Source organism: Acanthopleuribacter pedis (genome assembly GCF_017377855.1).
In the GTDB taxonomy this organism is placed as follows: Bacteria; Acidobacteriota; Holophagae; order Acanthopleuribacterales; family Acanthopleuribacteraceae; genus Acanthopleuribacter; species Acanthopleuribacter pedis.
In genome coordinates, this window is the sequence record NZ_JAFREP010000035.1 from 43,718 (window position 1) to 60,828 (window position 17,111).

Annotated in this window: 8 protein-coding genes; 5 read left to right on the forward strand and 3 right to left on the reverse strand. The window is 55.7% G+C overall.

Annotated elements, in window-relative coordinates; all coding sequences use genetic code 11:
• Window positions 1-343: 343 nt before the first annotated feature.
• The gene (gene ydiJ / locus J3U88_RS28225) at window positions 344-3,427 is read right to left on the reverse strand and encodes a D-2-hydroxyglutarate dehydrogenase YdiJ (protein ID WP_207862364.1); all 3,084 of its coding nucleotides are present in this window, start codon (window positions 3,425-3,427) and stop codon (window positions 344-346) included.
• Between the two features lie 391 nt (window positions 3,428-3,818).
• Between ydiJ and J3U88_RS28230 the strand changes: the two genes are divergently transcribed.
• The 4 genes from J3U88_RS28230 (at window position 3,819) to J3U88_RS28245 (ending at window position 8,575) form a co-directional block, all read left to right on the forward strand.
• Complete coding sequence (locus tag J3U88_RS28230) at window positions 3,819-4,475, forward strand: HAD-IB family phosphatase (RefSeq protein WP_207862365.1); 657 nt, start codon at window positions 3,819-3,821, stop codon at window positions 4,473-4,475.
• Window positions 4,472-5,755, forward strand: a complete 1,284-nt coding sequence (gene serA, locus J3U88_RS28235) for a phosphoglycerate dehydrogenase (RefSeq protein ID WP_207862366.1) — start codon at window positions 4,472-4,474, stop codon at window positions 5,753-5,755. The genes J3U88_RS28230 and serA overlap by 4 nt, the downstream gene beginning before the upstream one ends.
• Window positions 5,756-5,843: 88 nt before the next feature.
• Window positions 5,844-6,035 carry a hypothetical protein gene (locus J3U88_RS28240; RefSeq protein ID WP_207862367.1) on the forward strand — a complete coding sequence of 64 codons (192 nt, stop codon included), beginning with the start codon at window positions 5,844-5,846 and terminating at the stop codon, window positions 6,033-6,035.
• A 584-nt stretch (window positions 6,036-6,619) separates the two neighbouring features.
• On the forward strand, window positions 6,620-8,575 hold the full coding sequence (locus J3U88_RS28245) for a TonB-dependent receptor plug domain-containing protein (protein WP_207862368.1): 1,956 nt from the start codon (window positions 6,620-6,622) through the stop codon (window positions 8,573-8,575).
• Window positions 8,576-9,421: 846 nt separating this feature from the next.
• On the opposite strand, the gene J3U88_RS28250 is transcribed toward J3U88_RS28245, so the two are convergent.
• Both J3U88_RS28250 and J3U88_RS28255 read right to left on the reverse strand, forming a co-directional pair.
• Window positions 9,422-10,795: a serine hydrolase domain-containing protein gene (locus J3U88_RS28250; RefSeq protein WP_207862369.1), complete on the reverse strand. Its 1,374-nt coding sequence runs from the start codon at window positions 10,793-10,795 to the stop codon at window positions 9,422-9,424.
• 725 nt (window positions 10,796-11,520) lie between these two features.
• The gene (locus J3U88_RS28255) at window positions 11,521-12,969 is read right to left on the reverse strand and encodes a serine hydrolase domain-containing protein (RefSeq protein WP_207862370.1); all 1,449 of its coding nucleotides are present in this window, start codon (window positions 12,967-12,969) and stop codon (window positions 11,521-11,523) included.
• Window positions 12,970-13,881: 912 nt separating this feature from the next.
• Here J3U88_RS28255 and J3U88_RS28260 point away from each other — a divergent pair.
• Window positions 13,882-17,079, forward strand: a complete 3,198-nt coding sequence (locus J3U88_RS28260; RefSeq protein WP_207862371.1) for a M4 family metallopeptidase — start codon at window positions 13,882-13,884, stop codon at window positions 17,077-17,079.
• Window positions 17,080-17,111 lie beyond the last annotated feature (32 nt).

Below are 17,111 nucleotides of genomic sequence, written 5' to 3' on the forward strand. Positions count from 1 at the left end.
ATCGGTTGATTTCCCGAAAAATTCCGAGCAAGGGCTTCGCGAAATTCGAGCGCTTTTACCTAGAGTGTTCGATTCTGGTGGATGTAAGCGCATAAAATGCTGGAGCAAAACTTGCGGGAAAAAACACAGGCGTACTGGATCGTACGGCGCCCATTTTTACTGCAAGTTGTAGCCCGGCAGGTTATGGGAGTGCGCCGCCGAGAATCGTTCACTTTCGGTTCTGCTTCTTTCCGGCTGGTTCCCTGGAAACTAGGGATTTTCGGTTACGTTGTCACCTGGGGCATGCTTACCCTTTCGGGAATCTGTTGGGTTGGCTTAAATTCCGAACGTGATTCCCGCGGGCTTAGTCTGTTTCTACGCCCAGGGTGCGGCACAGTGCTTGGCACGGATGGTCCGGTTTCGTCCCCGCAAACCGTTGTGTTTGCGTGCGGCACGAGTAACCCGTCGCCAAAATGCGATCCTTGTCCGTCGCGCCCTCGCGGAAGTACAGACCCCAGCTCATATCGAAAATGCCTTTCGAATGGTCCAGGTTCTTTTTCTCGTGACCGTAGACGCCCGCCATCCCGCAGCAGCCCGCCGGCAAAATGGTGAGTTCCAAGCCCAGTGCCGCAAACACCCGCGCCCATTGTTGTTGCGAATCCAAGGCGCCCGTTTTTTCCATGCAGTGGCCGAGCAGAGAAAAAGGTGCCTGTCCGTCCACTTTGCGGTCCACCGGGAAGGCCGGATGATCGGCCAGCCATTCTTGCAGCAGGTGAACCTCAAACGGCAAGGCGTCCACGCCCAGGATGTGTGGGTACTCGTCGCGGTAGGTCAGCACCACGCTGGGTTCAATGCCCACCAGGGGCACCCCGCTCACCGCAAGGGCCGCGTGGGCGTCGCTGTTGCGTTTGGCCGTCTCGCGGAATTCTTTGAGAAAACCCTTGATGTGGAGTGCTTTGCCGTTTTCTAGAAAGGGTGCGATAAACACATGGAACCCTAGATGTTTTAACAGGTTGTGGGTGGCGCGAAAGACCGGACAATCGTAGAAAGCCGTGAAAGCGTCTTGCATCAGCACCACCGCGCGCGCTTTTTCTTCCGCGCTCAGTTGCTTCAAGCGTTCCGGCGTCGCCAGGCTCAGGCCCTGTCGACCCATCCAACGCGAGAGCGTGGGCACGCTTAATTTCGGCGCGTCGACCATGCCGAACGAGGACGCCGCCACCTGCTCCGCCACACCGTTGTGGCTCATCACGTTGGCCAAACCGGCGAAACGCGCCTGCATCGGCAGACTGCGTTCCATGAAACCCACCAGGTAATCGCGCATCGGGCGTTGGTAGCGCGTGTGGTACAGCTCCAGGAATTGCGCTTTGAAGTGCGGGATATCGACATTGATCGGGCACTGGGTCGCGCAGGCTTTGCACGACAAGCAGCCGCCCATCGCCTCGTAAACCTCGTGGGAAAAATCCTGGGTGCCGCGTTCCAAGGCTTTGCTGTTGGCGCGCCGCGTCCACCAGGAACCCGACGCTTTGAAGCGGCTGAGATCCTCGTTTTTGTCGCGGTGATCGCCCAGTGTTTGGCTGTAGGTCACCTTGCCTGATGCGTCCGCCTGGGACAAAGCCCGCAGCCATTCGCGGATCAGGGTGGCGCGTCCCTTCGGTGAGTGAATGCGGTCGCGCGTCACCTTTGAGGACGGGCACATTACGTGGTGATGGTGGACGTTAAAACAGGCGCCGTTGCCGTTGCAGTACATGGCGTTTTGAAAGGGTTGCTGCACGGTGCGCGGCACCTGGCGGTCAAATTGGCCGCGCAAGGGCGCCTCAACCTTGACCGTCTCGACGTCCAACCCCGCCGGCGTGACTACCTTGCCTGGGTTCATGCGGTTGTCCGGGTCAAAGGCCGCTTTGATTTGCTGGAGATCCCTGTACAGTTCGTCGCCGAAAAACAACGGCGTGTACTCACTGCGAAAGCCCTTGCCGTGCTCCGCCCACATCACGCCGCCGTACTTGCGTACCAGGGCTACCACGCCGTCTGAAATTTCGCGAATCTTGGGTTCGTCCAGTTTGTCTTGGAGGTCCAGCGCCGGGCGCACGTGCAGACAACCCACATCCACGTGGCCGAACATGCCGTACTGCAAACCGTGGCTGTTCAAGAGTTCGCGGAATTCTTGGATGTAGGCAGCCAGATGGTGGGGTGGAACCGCCGTGTCCTCGACAAAGGCGACTGGTTTGCGGTTGCCCGGCATGTTGCCCAGCAGGCCTACGCCTTTTTTGCGCAAATCCCACAAGGCCGCCATTTGTTTGGGTTCGCGGGTGAGAAACACCCCCAGTCGGTTTTGTTCGTGTTCGGCCGCTTTCAACTGCGCCAAACGCGCCTCAACCTCGGCCTCGTCGCTTGCCGCAAACTCAACCAGGTTGATGTTTTTGACCCGGGGATCGTCGCCGATGGCCGTTTTGACGCGGCCGTAGATTGCGTCGTGGCGTGCCAGCTCCAGGATTTTGTCGTCAATGGTTTCGATGGCGCTCGGCTCCGTTCCCAGCAACGCCATCGCATCGCCCAGGGCCGCGTCAAACGACGGGTAACGCACCAGCGCCAAGCCTTTGTGTTTGGGGATCGGTTCCAGGTGGACCCGCGCCCGCGTGACCATTGCCAGCGAACCTTCCGAGCCCGCGATGATCTCGCCCAGGTTGAATTCACCCTTTTCGTTGGTGACCTTGGCCAGGTTGTAACCCGTCATGAAACGCCGCATTTTGGGGAATTGCGCTTCAATCAGCGCTTTCTTGGTGGTGACAATTTCGTCCACCACGCGGTGGATCGCGCCCACTTGATCCTCGCGCTTCTTGATGTCCGCCAACGCCTCCGGCGTGATCGGGCCCGTCTGCCAAATCGTGCCGTCCAGCAACACGATTTCCATTTCCAGGATGTGGCTGCTTGTTTTGCCGTACACCCGCGAACCCTTGCCGCAGGCGTCCGTGTTGATCATGCCGCCGATGGTGGCGCGGTTGCTGGGCGACAGGTTGGGCGCGAAAAATAATCCGGTTTCCTTCAAGTGCTCGTTCAATTGGTCCAACACCACACCTGGCTGAACCCAGGCCCAGCGCGCCTCGGTATTCACCTCAAGAATGTTGTTCATGTACTTGGAACCGTCGATGATCAAACCGCTGGTTAAGGATTGACCGTTGGTGCCCGTGCCACCGCCGCGCGGGCTGAAGGTAATCGCCTGGTAGTCGTCGTGGGCGGCGACGGAAAAGGCCGTCGCGATGTCCGTGGCGGAACGTGGGAAAATGACTGCCTGCGGCAAAACCTGGTAAATGCTGTTGTCCACCGCCGCCACCAGTCGGGTGGATAAGTCGAAACGGATCTCGCCGTTGAAATCGGCGTGGGCCGCGAGTTCATCGAGAAATTGGCGGTAGAGGGGATCGGTTTTGTTGTCGATCTGGAGCTGGGGAATCAAGGGGGTTCCTCCCGTGGGGTGGGTCGTGGGGGACGGGTGGCGGTTCATCGTGGCTTGGAACAAGCAGCGATTCTACACAATAAGATGTGTTTTTTGAAGGGTTTGGCTTTGGATAACCCTTTGTGGAGAAAGCCTGGGCGCCCGCGTCGAAACGTCATTTCCAGTAAAAAGGTGTGGGTTGCTTTTTCAATCGGAACGAGCTTCGGTGGGCATTAGAAAATAATGGAAGGCCGCTGTTGCTTGACTTCGCCCGAAGTTGTTGATTTCGGGGAGGCGTCGAGGATCGCGCATGTGTAAGATTTTTGCTGAATCACGGCTTCAGCTTGCCTTGGGCGGCGGCGCTCACCTATAATTGCCGCATCCCATTTTAAAAACATAGACGGATAGACCCATGACCATTGTCATTTTCGATTTTGATTCGACCTTGTTGACGTGTGAGAGTTTGGAAGAAATCCTGAAGCCGGTTTTGGCCGACGCCCCCGACAAAATGGCCCAAATAGAGGCGATTACGAAGGAAGGCATGGAAGGCAAGCTGGACTTTAAACAATCCTTGGCGCGACGTTTGGAAGTGGCCCAGCCCACCCTTCGGCTGTTGCAGGACTTCGGCGCCGAGGGCGATCAATGGTTAACCGAGGGCATCGCTGATCTTGTGCGCGCTTTGTTGCAACGCGGCATTGAGGTGCGTATTGTCTCCGGTGGGTTATGGGAGGCCATTGTGCCCGTGGCCGGCCGGCTGGGGATTCCTGCCGAGCGCGTCCACGCCGTGCGGCTCAAGTGGGCCGACGACGGTTCCTTTGTCGGCATCGACGACCAGGATCCTTTCAGTGAAAACAAAATTGTGGGTTGTAAGCCGTTGTTTGAAGGGCGCGACGCGACCAAAATCGCCGTGGGTGATGGGATGACCGACCACGCCTTGTTCGCCTCGGGTATTGTGAATCATTTTGTTGCTTATACCGAGCATGCACGCCGGGAGGCCGTCGTGGCGACGGGTGCGCCCGAGGCACGGAATAGCAAAGAGCTGGCAAACATTTTGGAGGCTTGGTTATGACCCAGGGAACCGTTTTTAACAAAGAAGAGATCAAGATTGTGTTGTTCGAAGGGATCAGTCAAGCGGCTGTTGAGGTTTTTGGTCAGGCCGGTTACACCAATGTGGAACTGTTGCCCAAGGCCGTGGATCGCGAGACCCTGCTGGCAAAACTCAGCGGCGCGCACATGATCGGCATTCGTTCGCGCACCCAGCTCAAGCAAGAGATTTTGGAACACGAGGCCGCCTCGCGCCTGATGGCCGTCGGCTGTTTTTGCATCGGTACCAACCAGGTCAACCTACCGGTTGCCGCCACCCGCGGCGTACCCGTGTTTAACGCGCCCCACTCCAACACCCGTTCCGTTGCCGAGCTCGTCATCGGCCACACCATCATGATGATGCGCAAAGTGTTTCCCAACAGCATGGCGGCGCACCGCAAGCAGTGGAACAAATCGGCCGCCGGTTGTTACGAGGTGCGCGGTAAAACCATCGGCATCATCGGCTACGGCCACATCGGTTCCCAGGTTTCGGTGCTTGCCGAGGCCATGGGCATGAAGGTGATTTACTACGACGTGCTGACCAAGTTGCCGCTGGGTAACGCCACCCAGGTGACGAGTATGCAAGAACTGCTGAAAACCGCCGATGTGGTTTCGCTACACGTGCCCGCCACGCCGGAAACCAAGGAGATGATGGGCGCCGAGGAAATCGCGCTGATGCGTGAGGGGTCTTATCTGATCAATGCCAGCCGCGGCAACGTGGTCGTGGTGGACGCTTTGGCCGAGGCGATTCGTTCGGAGAAACTGCTCGGCGCCGCCGTCGACGTGTTCCCCAAGGAGCCGGCTTCCAACACCGAGGCCTTTGAGAGCCCGCTGGTTGGTTTGGAATCGGTGATTCTCACCCCGCACATCGGTGGTTCGACCCAGGAAGCCCAGCGCAACATCGGCCGCGAGGTTGCCGGAAAGCTCATTAATTATTGTACGCACGGTTCCACCATCGGCGCCGTCAACTTCCCCGGCGTGAACCTGACCCACTCGCCCAACACCATCCGTTTGCTCCACATTCACCACAACCGACCCGGTGTGCTGCAAAAAATCAACGACGTGGTCGGTGACCATGCCATCAACGTGTTGGGTCAGTACCTGCGTACCACCGAGGATATTGGTTTCGTTGTATTGGACATCGACGCCGCCCACGGCCGCGAAAAAGTGAGCGTGATTCGCGATCAGCTCAGCGAGGTGCCCGGCACCATCCGCACCCGTAAGCTGGTTTCCGACGAAGAAGGCGATCACACCATTCTCGAATAAATCGGGCGTTTGCCCCCTCTTCGGCGGATGGTTTCGACCGCCGTTTTGGGGTGGGGGCGCTCGCCGTGTCTGTCACGGGCGGCTGTTCGTGACCGTTCTGATGCTTGATCCTGGACATAGAAGGGGGCCGTTTTTTTGGGATGGGTTCTTGGTGAAGCACGGATCCAACCTCGGGAAAAAAGATGAAGCCGTGTTCCGCCTTGGTTTGAATGAGGCGTGGCTTCTTGGTGAGAAGAAAAAAGGAGGTTTACTCGGTTTCGGTCAACCCATTATTTTTTAGATAAAAATTGGTGCGGGAAAAAGGGTGTTTTGTCCGTTGATTTGCAAAAGAAGATAAAGATGCGGTGCGTTTTCTGTCAGTAACTTTTGGGATTATGTACTTATGTAGAATATGGCAAAACATGTTTTGTGCGGACGTGCTCTTCAGACGCGGTCGTGGAAAGCTAAGTTCCCCTAATATCAAGCGTTTGCCTTGAACCGGGGTGAAGATTTTCGGGTAGTTATCGGTTGACAGAGCCGTGCCTTTGTGGAATGATTTCTGGAGTTTCTCCAAAATGACAACGTGATGGGAAAAAAAGACTTGCGGGGCTTCTACACAAGGTGTTCCGCTGGTTGATTATTGCCGTTTTGGAGTCGCCCCGTTTTCATGAGGCTTCCAATTCTTGTCCGATGGAAGTTCTCGAGCTTCAAGCAACGAAACACGCGTGGCGTACTTGTGACGAAGTTCAATCTAAGCTGTGAATTTGGAGGGCTTTGATGTGCTCTTTTCGATCCCGTTTCGGGATGTCTCCCTGGTTTATTTTTCTCGCTCTTTTTGCGGTCTCATCTGTTGCCGTAGCGCAAGACGAAATTGACTTCGCGAGCATGGATCTCGAAGATCTGCTCAACGTGGAAGTCACCGTTGCATCGAAATCGAAAGAAACCGTTGCCGATGCACCATCATCCGTTACCGTGTTTTCCCGCCAGGAAATCCAGAACATGGGGATAACGACCCTTCAGGAACTGTTGAACTACGTGCCTGGTTTCCAAACCGCACGCCAGCAGGAAATCGGTACTTGGTACGATGCCGTGAGTTCTCGCGGTCGCCGTACCGATCCCGGTGCACCTGAGATCATGTTTCTGATTGACGGCCAACGCCTCAACGACTATTGGCGTGGTGTTGCGGGTCCCTACAACAACAACATGACCCTTTCGAACATCAAGCAGGTTGAGATCATCCGTGGTCCGGGTTCTGCACTGTACGGTTCAAACGCGTTCTTGGGTGTTGTCAACATTGTTACCGACAACAGCCGCAACGAGGCCGGTGGCTCCTTCGGTTCTTGGAACCGTCGCGAGATTTACGCCAATGTGTCTCAGGAAGTAGAGGGCATGACCCTTGCGGTTTCCGCCAGTGGTTTTGCCGACGAGGGCGACTACTACGACCAGATGCCGCTTTGGAACGGTCTGGACCGCCCTACCAACGATCCCATCGAAGGTTTTGACGGTTATGTGAGCTTGAGCGGTGAGAAGTTCCGCATCAACTTGCGCCACACCCAGCGTCACCAGGAAGATTTCCGCCAGTTCGGTAACGTTTCCAACGGTGAGCAATACTCCAACGAAGAAAGTTCTTCGTTCAACATCTCCTACACCTTTATTAACAACGACAAGTTGAACTTAAAGGGTTTCGCCGGTTACTTGCGTAACCAATCCGACTTCTACGGCATCGTTTTCCCACGCGGTGTGTTGCAGGCGATTGGTTTGAGTGATCAGCCCGACGCGGCGTTCGGTGGTACCGTGTTGTTGTCCAACCAGACCATGGGCAGCATGGACGCCGTGTACAGCTTCAGCGAAAAGCATCAGTTGTACTTCGGTGCCAGCTTCCGTCGCGCCAAATTGGAAAACGTCAGTTTGCAGAACAACTGGGATGCCGGTGCCCTTTTCAACGGCGGTCCTTTCCCCATCGAGTTCTACAGCGACGTTCGCGAAACCTTTGGTTTGGGTGAGACCGGTACCCGTGAAGTACTGGGCATCTACCTGCAGGACAAAATCGAGTTCGGTAAGTTCAAAGCGATCATCGGTGGTCGTTACGATGACTACGATGACTTCGGTTCTACCTTCAACCCTCGTGGTGCTTTGATCTACTCTCCCGGCAAATCCAAGTTCAAGTTGATGTACGGTCGTGCCTTCCGCGCGCCTTCTCAACGCGAGCGTACCAATACGGATTTGACCTTCGTGGGCAACCGCGATCTCGATCCTGAAACCGTTCAAACCATCGAACTTGCGTACATCCAGCAGTTCTCCGGTGGTCAGTTCAGCTTGACCTACTTCGACTCCACCATCGACGACGGTGTTCAGTTGGTTGAATTCAGTCAAGGTGGCGGTACCGTTGCGTTCCAACCTCAAAACGTTGCCGAGCAAGATTTGTCCGGTTTCGAGTTTGAAGGTCAGTTCCAGTTGAGTGATTCTTTCATTCTCCGTGCCACCGCCACCTTCTTTGGCGACACCGAGGAAAACCCCCGCCAGGTTGCTGAAACCTTGGCGGCCGTGATTCTCAACTACAACCACGGCCGATTGAACCTCAACGTGAACGGTTACTACCACGACGAAGTTCAAAGCTCCGCGATTGACGAAGCCACCGGTGATTTCGTGACCATCGACAGCTTCTTCAAAACCAACTTCGCCGCCAACTACAGTCTCAACGACAACTTCTCCATCAACTTCCGCGTACTCAACGCTTTTGATGAAGACTACTACACCGTTGACAACATCATCGCCTTCCTGCCCAACGGCCTCCCCGGTCGTGGTCGCAGCTACATGGGCGGTTTGAACCTGCGTTTCTAAATCCCCAGGTTCTTTCAGTCTGTTGAAAAGGGTCCCCTCGTTGGGACCCTTTTTATTTGTGGATCCTTGGTGGATGGGTTTCGATGGTGTGGGATGGGGTGTTCGGTCATTTCTTAAGCCGGCGATTGATGCCGGCGGAGCGGCTTCGATCCCGCGGTGTTTTGGTATTTGTTTATTTCTTAGGATGGCAGGATGGGTTCAGGATGGCGATGAATGTTTGCCTGCTTGGTGGGGCCGATCCCGCATCCGGATGGATGGGTCGCGGTGTGGCCCAACCCGCATTTCTCACAAGGAATTTTGCCGCGGGGCAAGCCATGCGATTACGAGGGGGCGGCCCTCCGCTTTACTCAATCGAGCAATACTCGACATAGCGCTGCTGCGCCGAAGGGTCGGCCCCGCTCCGTTTGCTCTCGGTCGTAATTTTCGTACTCACAAGGCTTTCAGCTTCTCGCGACGAATCCTCGTGAGAAATGCGGGCAACGTTGATAAATCGGATGGGGCCCGCCGCGGTGGGGTGTTCGGGGGTCGGCAGCGAGCTTTGGTTCGCGGTACCAAGCGGCGTTTGCCTTGAGCCTTAAATCGGCTCCGTTGGGCTGGGTTGCGTTTGTGCCGTCTCTGCCCCTCAGCAATAACCCAAATCAATCCGTCCCATTGAATGCGCCCCGATCCAGGTAGCCCCAATCATCCTCGCTTCCTAAATGGAAAAAAGGCGAGGCGCCAACCCACCCTCATCCTCGCTTCCTAAATGGAAAAAAGGCGAGGCGCCAAACCACCCTCATCCTCGCTTCCTAAACAGAAAAAGCCGCCAATTGCTTGGCGGCCTTTGTTGGTTGGTCGGTTTTGGGCTTAGCGTTCGTTGGGATCAATGAGCGCTTCGTAGGTAAGTCGCTCGAATTGGGCCTGCATGTCGTTGCCCAGGAAGGGAACAAGCTGGGCCATCATGATGCCGATGAGTTCTTGCTCGGGGTCCATGAAGAACATGGTATTGAAGGCGCCGTTCCAGCTAATTTGGCCGATGGAAGCCGCTTTGCCGGATTCGCTGGGATCCACGTGAACACCGGCGCCGTTGTTGAAGCGGTAGCCTTTCCAACCGAACTGCTCGGTGAAGGGATCCATACGTGGATCGTGGTCACGCACGCTGAGCAAGTTGTGGACGGAGCGACGGTTCAGGACGCGGACGCGGCCCCAGCCGCACTTGGGTCGGATTTGACCGCCGTTCTCAACCATTTGCACCAAACGGTAGAAGTCATTCAGCGTGGCGGAAAGACCGGCACCGCCGGAATAGATCTCTTGAGGACCCATGAAGGGAAAACCGTTGTCGGCGTAGAAGTTGGGAAAGAGTTCGACCGGATCGTTGCCCAACGCGCGAATGCCGTTGCCGTCCGGCGTGTAAACCGTGGCCATGCGGTTGATTTGGTCGGGGTTGTTGGTGAAAAAGAAGGTTGAATCCATTTCGAGCGGAATGAAAAGGCGTTGGTTCAAATAGTCGGCCAGGCTCATGCCGGTGGCGACCTCAATCACGTGACCGAGGACATCGTGGGAGAGGGAATAGGTGAACTGCTCGCCGGGTTCGAACAAAAGCGGCAATTCGGCCAAGCGTTCCGCGACCATTTCGCCCAGGGTGGTGGCCCCACCTTGAGGAACCGTGTTAAAGCCGTCCCAAATGCCGTTGTCGGCGTAAAGTTGGCCGAGGACCGGGTGGTTGTGAAAGCGGTACTCAAGGCCGGAAGTATGATCTAAAAGGTTTTCAATAAGGATTTCGCGACTTGAGGCCGCCACCGTAAAGTCGGTGGCGACACTGCCCTCTGTTTGCTGGATCACGCTGGGGCTGGCAAACTCGGGTACGAAATCACTGAGCGGGGTGTGGCGGCACAAGACGCCGTCCTCGATGAGGGTGAAGGCGGCCACGCTGACCACGAACTTGGTCATGGAGGCAATGCGGAAAATGGTGTCGTCCTGCATGGGGCGTCCCGACTCGAGATCGGAGACACCAAAGTTCTCGCGATAAACGACATGGCCTTTGCGAGCGACCAAAACGGAAACACCGGCTACGGTTTGATTGTCGACGTATTCCTGCATGGCGCGTGATAAATCAGCCAGCTTCTCGGTAGACATACCGACCTTTTCCGGGCGTCGCAGCCGGAGCTCGGTGGACTGTGCGGCACAAAAAGAACCAAAGATAAGTGTCACGGTGACAATAGCAGACTTAAACGTACTCAACTTGAACCTCCCTGAATGACCAAGTTGATTGGTGACGAACTGATGGAAAGTGTTCACTCTTGGCATAGATTGAAAGTCAATATAGGGGCAAAATGACGAATGATCAAGGTGCGACCTAGGGAAATATCGGGGTTTTCGAGTAGTTCAAATGACGACTAACAAACGCTCAAGTGGCAGGCCTGGTGAAAGTTGTTGAAAACGTGAAACTTCCGGGGCCGCCATTGAATTTTAGTCCAAGCATGGCTGCTCAAAAAAATCCGAAAAAAAATCGCGAAGAGTGCGGATAACTTGTTCTGATAATAGACTAGCCAAGGGTTTTCGCTCAAGAGTATAGAATAACCTAAATTATTCGATGCGTGAAAAATGCCTGTTCCTTAAAAAATCGAAGTGGGGTTTGGTCGGTGGTTTCCTTTGGGGCGCAGGGTAAGCGGTTGCTTTCCTCGGGGCACCGTTCCGTGATGTGCCTCTCTCTTGTCGTTTTTGTGACCCTTCAGAGTCTGCTTTTTTGTGATCGGGCTCACGCTTGTTGGATGCCGTTGTTTTCCGGGGCGGGCGAGTTTGCCCGGGTTTTTCGGTTCAAAATGTTTGGCGTAACGTGAGAAAGTCACGGCCCCCGAATTGGGATGGTGCCGTGACTTTATCGAACTGTGGATCATATATGTAAAAGGGATAGGAAACCAATCAGAACGGTTGTTGGCCTACCTGACTTGAGGAGATGAGTAATCTTAGTCGTCGTCATCGTCGTCATCGTCATCGTCGTCATCGTCGTCATCGTCATCGTCGTCATCGTCATCGTCGTCATCGCTGTCGGCATTGAGGGCGTCATAGGTCATGGTTTCGAAGGTTAATTGGACTTGGGTGAAGTCAAAAGGAACCAACTGGGTCATAACTACACCGACCAACTCTTTTTCCGGGTCCATGAAGAAGAAGGTGTTAAAGGCGCCGTTCCAGGTGACTTGGCCGACGGAGACATGGGGTTTCCCGGAAATCGCCGGATCAACATGCACACCGGCGCCGTTGTTAAATTTGTAGCCGGCCCAGCCAAACAGATTGGTGAAGGGGTCCATGAAATTATCGCTTTCTTCAACGGTTAAGATCTCTTTCACGGTTTTCTTCTTCAAGATTTTGACCTTACCATTGCCGTCTTTTTTCTTGATTTTGCCGCCGTTGGCCAGCATCTGGACGAAGCGGTAGTAGTCATTTAAGGTAGCGGAAAGGCCGGCACCGCCGGAGAACACACCCTGGGGGCCTTGGGTGGTGTAACCACTGTCGGCGAAGAAGTTGGGGAACAACTCAACCGGTTGTTGGCTCAATTCGACCAGGCCGCCGTTGCCGTCAGGCGTGTAAACCGTGGCCATGCGGTCGATGCGGTCGGGATCTTGGGTGAAGAAAAAGGTGTCTTCCATTTCGAGGGGATCAAAGATGTTTTGTTGCAAGTAGTCGGACAACTTCTGGCCGGTGGTCTGTTCAATCACATAACCCAAGACATCGTGGGCCAGGGAGTATCTGAATTCTTGACCGGGCTCGAACAAGAGGGGAAGGTTGGCCAAGCGGTTGGCGACCATGTCGCCAACGGTGGCGGGACCGTCGTCGGGAACCGTGTTAAAGCCGTCCCAGATGCTGTTTTCGGCGTAAAGGACGCCCAGTACGGGGTGGTTGCGGAAGCGGTATTCGAGACCCGAGTTGTGATCCAGCAGATTATCGATACGAATCTCGGTTGCGGCAAGGCGAGTGGTGAACACGGATTCGGGCTCACCCGGCACGGCTTCGATCACGCTGGGGTTGGCAAATTCAGGGACGATGCTGGAAAGCGGCGTATCTTTATCAATGACCCCGTCCTCAATCAACTGGTAGGTGGCAACGGTAACAATGAGTTTGCTCATGGAGGCGATGCGGAAGATGGTGTTTTCATTCATGGCGGTGCCCGATTTGCGGTCGGCCAAGCCAAAGTCTTCGCGATAAACGACCTTGCCTTTGCGGGCGATGACGGCGGAAGCACCGGCGATCATGTTGTTGTCGACGAAACCCTGGAGGGCGGCGGACAGATCGTCGAGTTTGGCGGCGGACATGCCGTGTTTCTCAGGATCTTTAACATTGAGGTCACCGGCGAGCGTTGGCGTTACACTGGTGATGAGAAGTGTCATCATGACGAAAGCAGACGTAAAAAATTTCAACTTGAACCTCCCTGAATGCGCAAGTTGATGCATGGTTTTTTGTTTAGATGTGATGCTCTTTCTGAGTAAGTACTGGTCAATATAGGGAGTAGTTGACCCTGAAGCAAGGTCTAAATGAGGTTATTTTGGTATTTCTTTGCCTTCAAAGAAGAGTCAAAAATGTTCTAAAGTTGGGCTGTCAAGCAAACCCTTGGGATGGTTGTGGTTTCCCCTTAAGTTGGGAATTTTGACGAAAAAAAACAGCGATAAAAAAGCTGAAAAAAGTGAGTTAGCGTCTATTTTTTTCGAGAAAGTCCAAGGGAAACCTGATTATTTTCAGTGTGTTTGCTTTTACATGATGTTTGTCAACGTCTTTTTTGACGGAGGGTTCAGCCTGTTCGGGAATTGTTGATTTTTGGTTGTGGTGTGTATTTGTGTAGCAGTGTTTTTGTGTGCTGTTTCTATGTGCTTTGAATTTTCGTGACTCTTTGTGCTCGTTTTGCCGCGTGCCCCCGGCGCGATGAATCGCCCTGCCGCCACGGTTTCCATCTGGTGTCAACCTGGGAATGCGTGGTTTTCCCCTACTTCGCTGCAACTTTCGGCCTTGGCCGCTCACGTACCTCGCGTGTGCTTTCAATCCCTTGACCGATGGCGCGCAATCACCCGTGGTGATTTGTCGCGTTTCTTCGGCTTATCCAATGGCTTCCTCGCTTGACTTTTGACGAGCCGGGCCCTGTAATGATTTCATTCCCTCTATATATAGTGACTCGATGCTTTTTCCAGGGCCCTGGTTCCGGTTTACCGGAGCTTGAAGCGCCGTTCCACGGCGTGCCCGCGCCCCATGGGTTTGCGCCTAGGTGTTCGCGGTCTCCGGCCTCCAATCGGTAACCCGTTGGTTCGTCTCGTGCGGACGTTTTCAATAAAGGTGGTGACATGAAATATTTTGGGATTGCCAACGCGAATCATTTAAAGACAGCAGGTGCGGCGCTGTTGCTTGGTTTTTTTTCGATCCTTGCCCCGGCCCAATCGGCCCTTTCTAACGAGCCCTTCCAGCCCCTGGCCCCCGCAACAGCGCGGCTTTCGCAAACCTTGCCGCGTTACGATGCCGATTGGCAGCGACTGGCGACGGTCAGCCAAAAGCAGGGCGTGGGTTTGACCGTTCGCTTCCACGAGCAGCACGGCACACCGCGGTTCATGAGCGGCAAGCTCAGCGAACCGAGTAGCCAATCCGCCGAGCACATTGTGACGGCTTTTCTGGCCAAACACCGGCCCGTCTTTAAGATGGGCGGCGAGGACGCGTTTCACATCGCCGATATTCAAGCCGACCACCTGGGTTGGCAACACGTGAAAGTGCGGTTCTCCCACCGCGGTGTGCCGGTCTGGCCCGCGGAAATGATGGTCCATCTCAACCGCGAGGGTCAAATCGAGGTGGTGAACGGGGTCTACCGCCTGCCCGTGCTTGCCAAAAGCGAACCCCGTCTGGACCGTGACGCGGCTGTTGCCCTGGCGGTGAAACAGGCCGATACGCCGATTGCCCTCAAGGCCGAGGCCGAACTTTTGATTTACGATTGGCACATCGATCAGCCTCGTTACGCTTGGCGTGTGCGCCTGCAGGCACGGGACATCGCCCCCCTCGACGAGGACCACTTTATCGATGCGATCACGGGTGAACCGCTCAACCGCATCAACCGCATTTGCGATCATCTGGCCGCCTACCGGCCGACGCCCAAGGTGCTTCACGCCGCGCCGCGCCCCAATCTCGACGCGCTGGTGCCGAGCGTCGCCGAAACCCGCGACAAAACCGCCGTAAACTGCACCGTGTATCCCACCCTCGACGGCTCGGTGAGCCGCACGGTCGGCGGGTACAACTCGGAGGGACAGGTCCTTCTGATCAACACCGCCAAGGCCATGTTCCCCGGTCAAATCGATCCCAACACCTTGGCGGGGACGATTTACGTGTTGGAAACGCAACACACCAACCAGCCGGTTGGTATCTCCAAGGATCCCAACGACGACACCCTGTTTAACGACAGCGCCGACACCCACGCCGCCGGCGCCGTCGCCTACATGATGAGCCACACCTACGACTGGTTGCAGACGACCTTCAATCGCAACAGCTGGGACGGCAACGGTTCGGCCATGCGCATTTTCGTCAACTTTCGCCAAGATCCAGCTACCGGTTACGACAACGCCTATTGGAACAACCGCGAGCTGGTTTTCGGTGACGGCGGCCAAATCACCCGCAACTGGGCCTTTTCACTGGATTTCGCCACCCACGAAATTTGCCATGCGATTACGTCTTCCTCCGCAAATCTGGTCTACCAATTCCAGTCGGGTGCCCTCAACGAGGCCTTTTCCGATATGTACGCCGCCACCAATGACGACGCCAACTGGCTGCTGGGCGAAACCATTACCATTGCCGAAACCTTCGGTGCGCCGGCCTTGCGTTCCCTCGCCGACCCCAGCCAAGGCATGGCGCGCGGTGCGCCGGGTTGGCAGCCGAGCAACATGAACGAGTTCGTCAACCTGCAAGCCAACCAGGACAACGGCGGCGTGCATGTCAATTCGGGCATCGTCAACAACGCTTTTTTCCGGCTGTCGAATGTGGTTGGCCGGGATCGCGCCATTCAAATCATGCACCGTGCCTTGACCTCCTACCTGACACGCAACAGCCAATTTACCGATGCGCGCGCGGCGGCGGAGCGGGCGGCCGCCGATCTTTACGGCGCCACCGAACAGCAGGCCGTCAGTGACGCATTTGCCGCGGTCGGGATCGGTGGCGGCGGCACCATTAATACCGGTGAAAACACGGCCACCACCCTGTACTATCCCTTCACCGCGCCCTACGAGCGGTTTGGCCAAAATTTCGGCAACCTGTTTTCGATCACCAATACCAGCGATCAGGCCGTCACCGGGACCGTGAGTTGGATCGGTCCCGACGGCGCCGCCACCTTCACCCAGGAATTTAACCTCAACGCCCACGCCACCACCTGGGGCCGTTCCGATCCCGGTGACCAGTGGGTGAAAGTGACCGCGCCGGTGCGGGTGATCGGGGCATACCAGCACATGACCGAAAGCGGCGACAGTTGGTCGATGATTCCCGCCACCCCCTACATCAGCAACGGATTGTTCATTCCTCACGTGGCCACCAGTCCCGATTTTTGGACCGTGGGTGCCGTCGCCAATGTGGCCGATACACCGTCCAATGTGCTGTATCTGGACAACTTGGATCAGGGGTGGACGATTAACGTCAACAGCTTTAACGCGGGTGTCGCCTTTGATTTTCTCGAGGGAATTTATGGTGGGACCTACCCCAATGTCTCCGCCCAAGGCGGGTTGTGGGGCTTTTTTGTCAACTACGACACGGCCGCCGAGAAAATTCTCGAATACAACATGACCGGCGCCGAGATTTTCGGCAGGAAAGACCGCCCTCAATCCGCGGGTTTGATCATGGATGCCACCAGCGGCCGCAACCTGATTTTTACCCACGTGGCCGAGGATGTGGGTTCCTTTTGGACCGGTTACTCGATTGTGAACCTGACCGGGGAAAGCAGCCCGGTGAACTTCCTGTCATTTGATCGGAACGGTCGGGTGCTGGCCAACGAGGTGCGTACCATCGGCGCCTTTGGCAAATTGTTGGCCGTGACCGGGGATCAGTATGTGCCGGCGGGTACATCCTGGTTTATGGTTTTGGGTTTGTCCGAGACAGCCTCCATCGCGGGCATGGAATTATTCGGCACCACCAACAACCAAAGTTTGGCCGGCTTTCAGGCCACACCGTACACCAGCCGCAAGTTTTACTTCCCGCTGGTTTATTCCGGTGCGCAGAACTTGCCGGACGCCTTTGCCGGTTTACCCGCGACCTTTACCGGCATTTCGGTGGTGAATCCCAACACGGCCACCGCGACCCTGACCTTCCGTTTGTACAACCACCAGGGCCAGGTTGTGAGCGGCAACATCCAACTGGCGCCGGGCGCCAAGTTGTTGAACACCCTAGCCAACCTCTTTGGTGTGACGGACTTCTACGGCCACGTGGAAATTTCCTCGGATCTGCCGGTGGCCGGGTTCTCGTTATCGGGCTTTGCCAACGGTCAGGAGTTGGCCGCGAATCCGATGGTATTTTACGAGTAGCCACGCGGCATCCGTAAAAACAGGAATGGAAG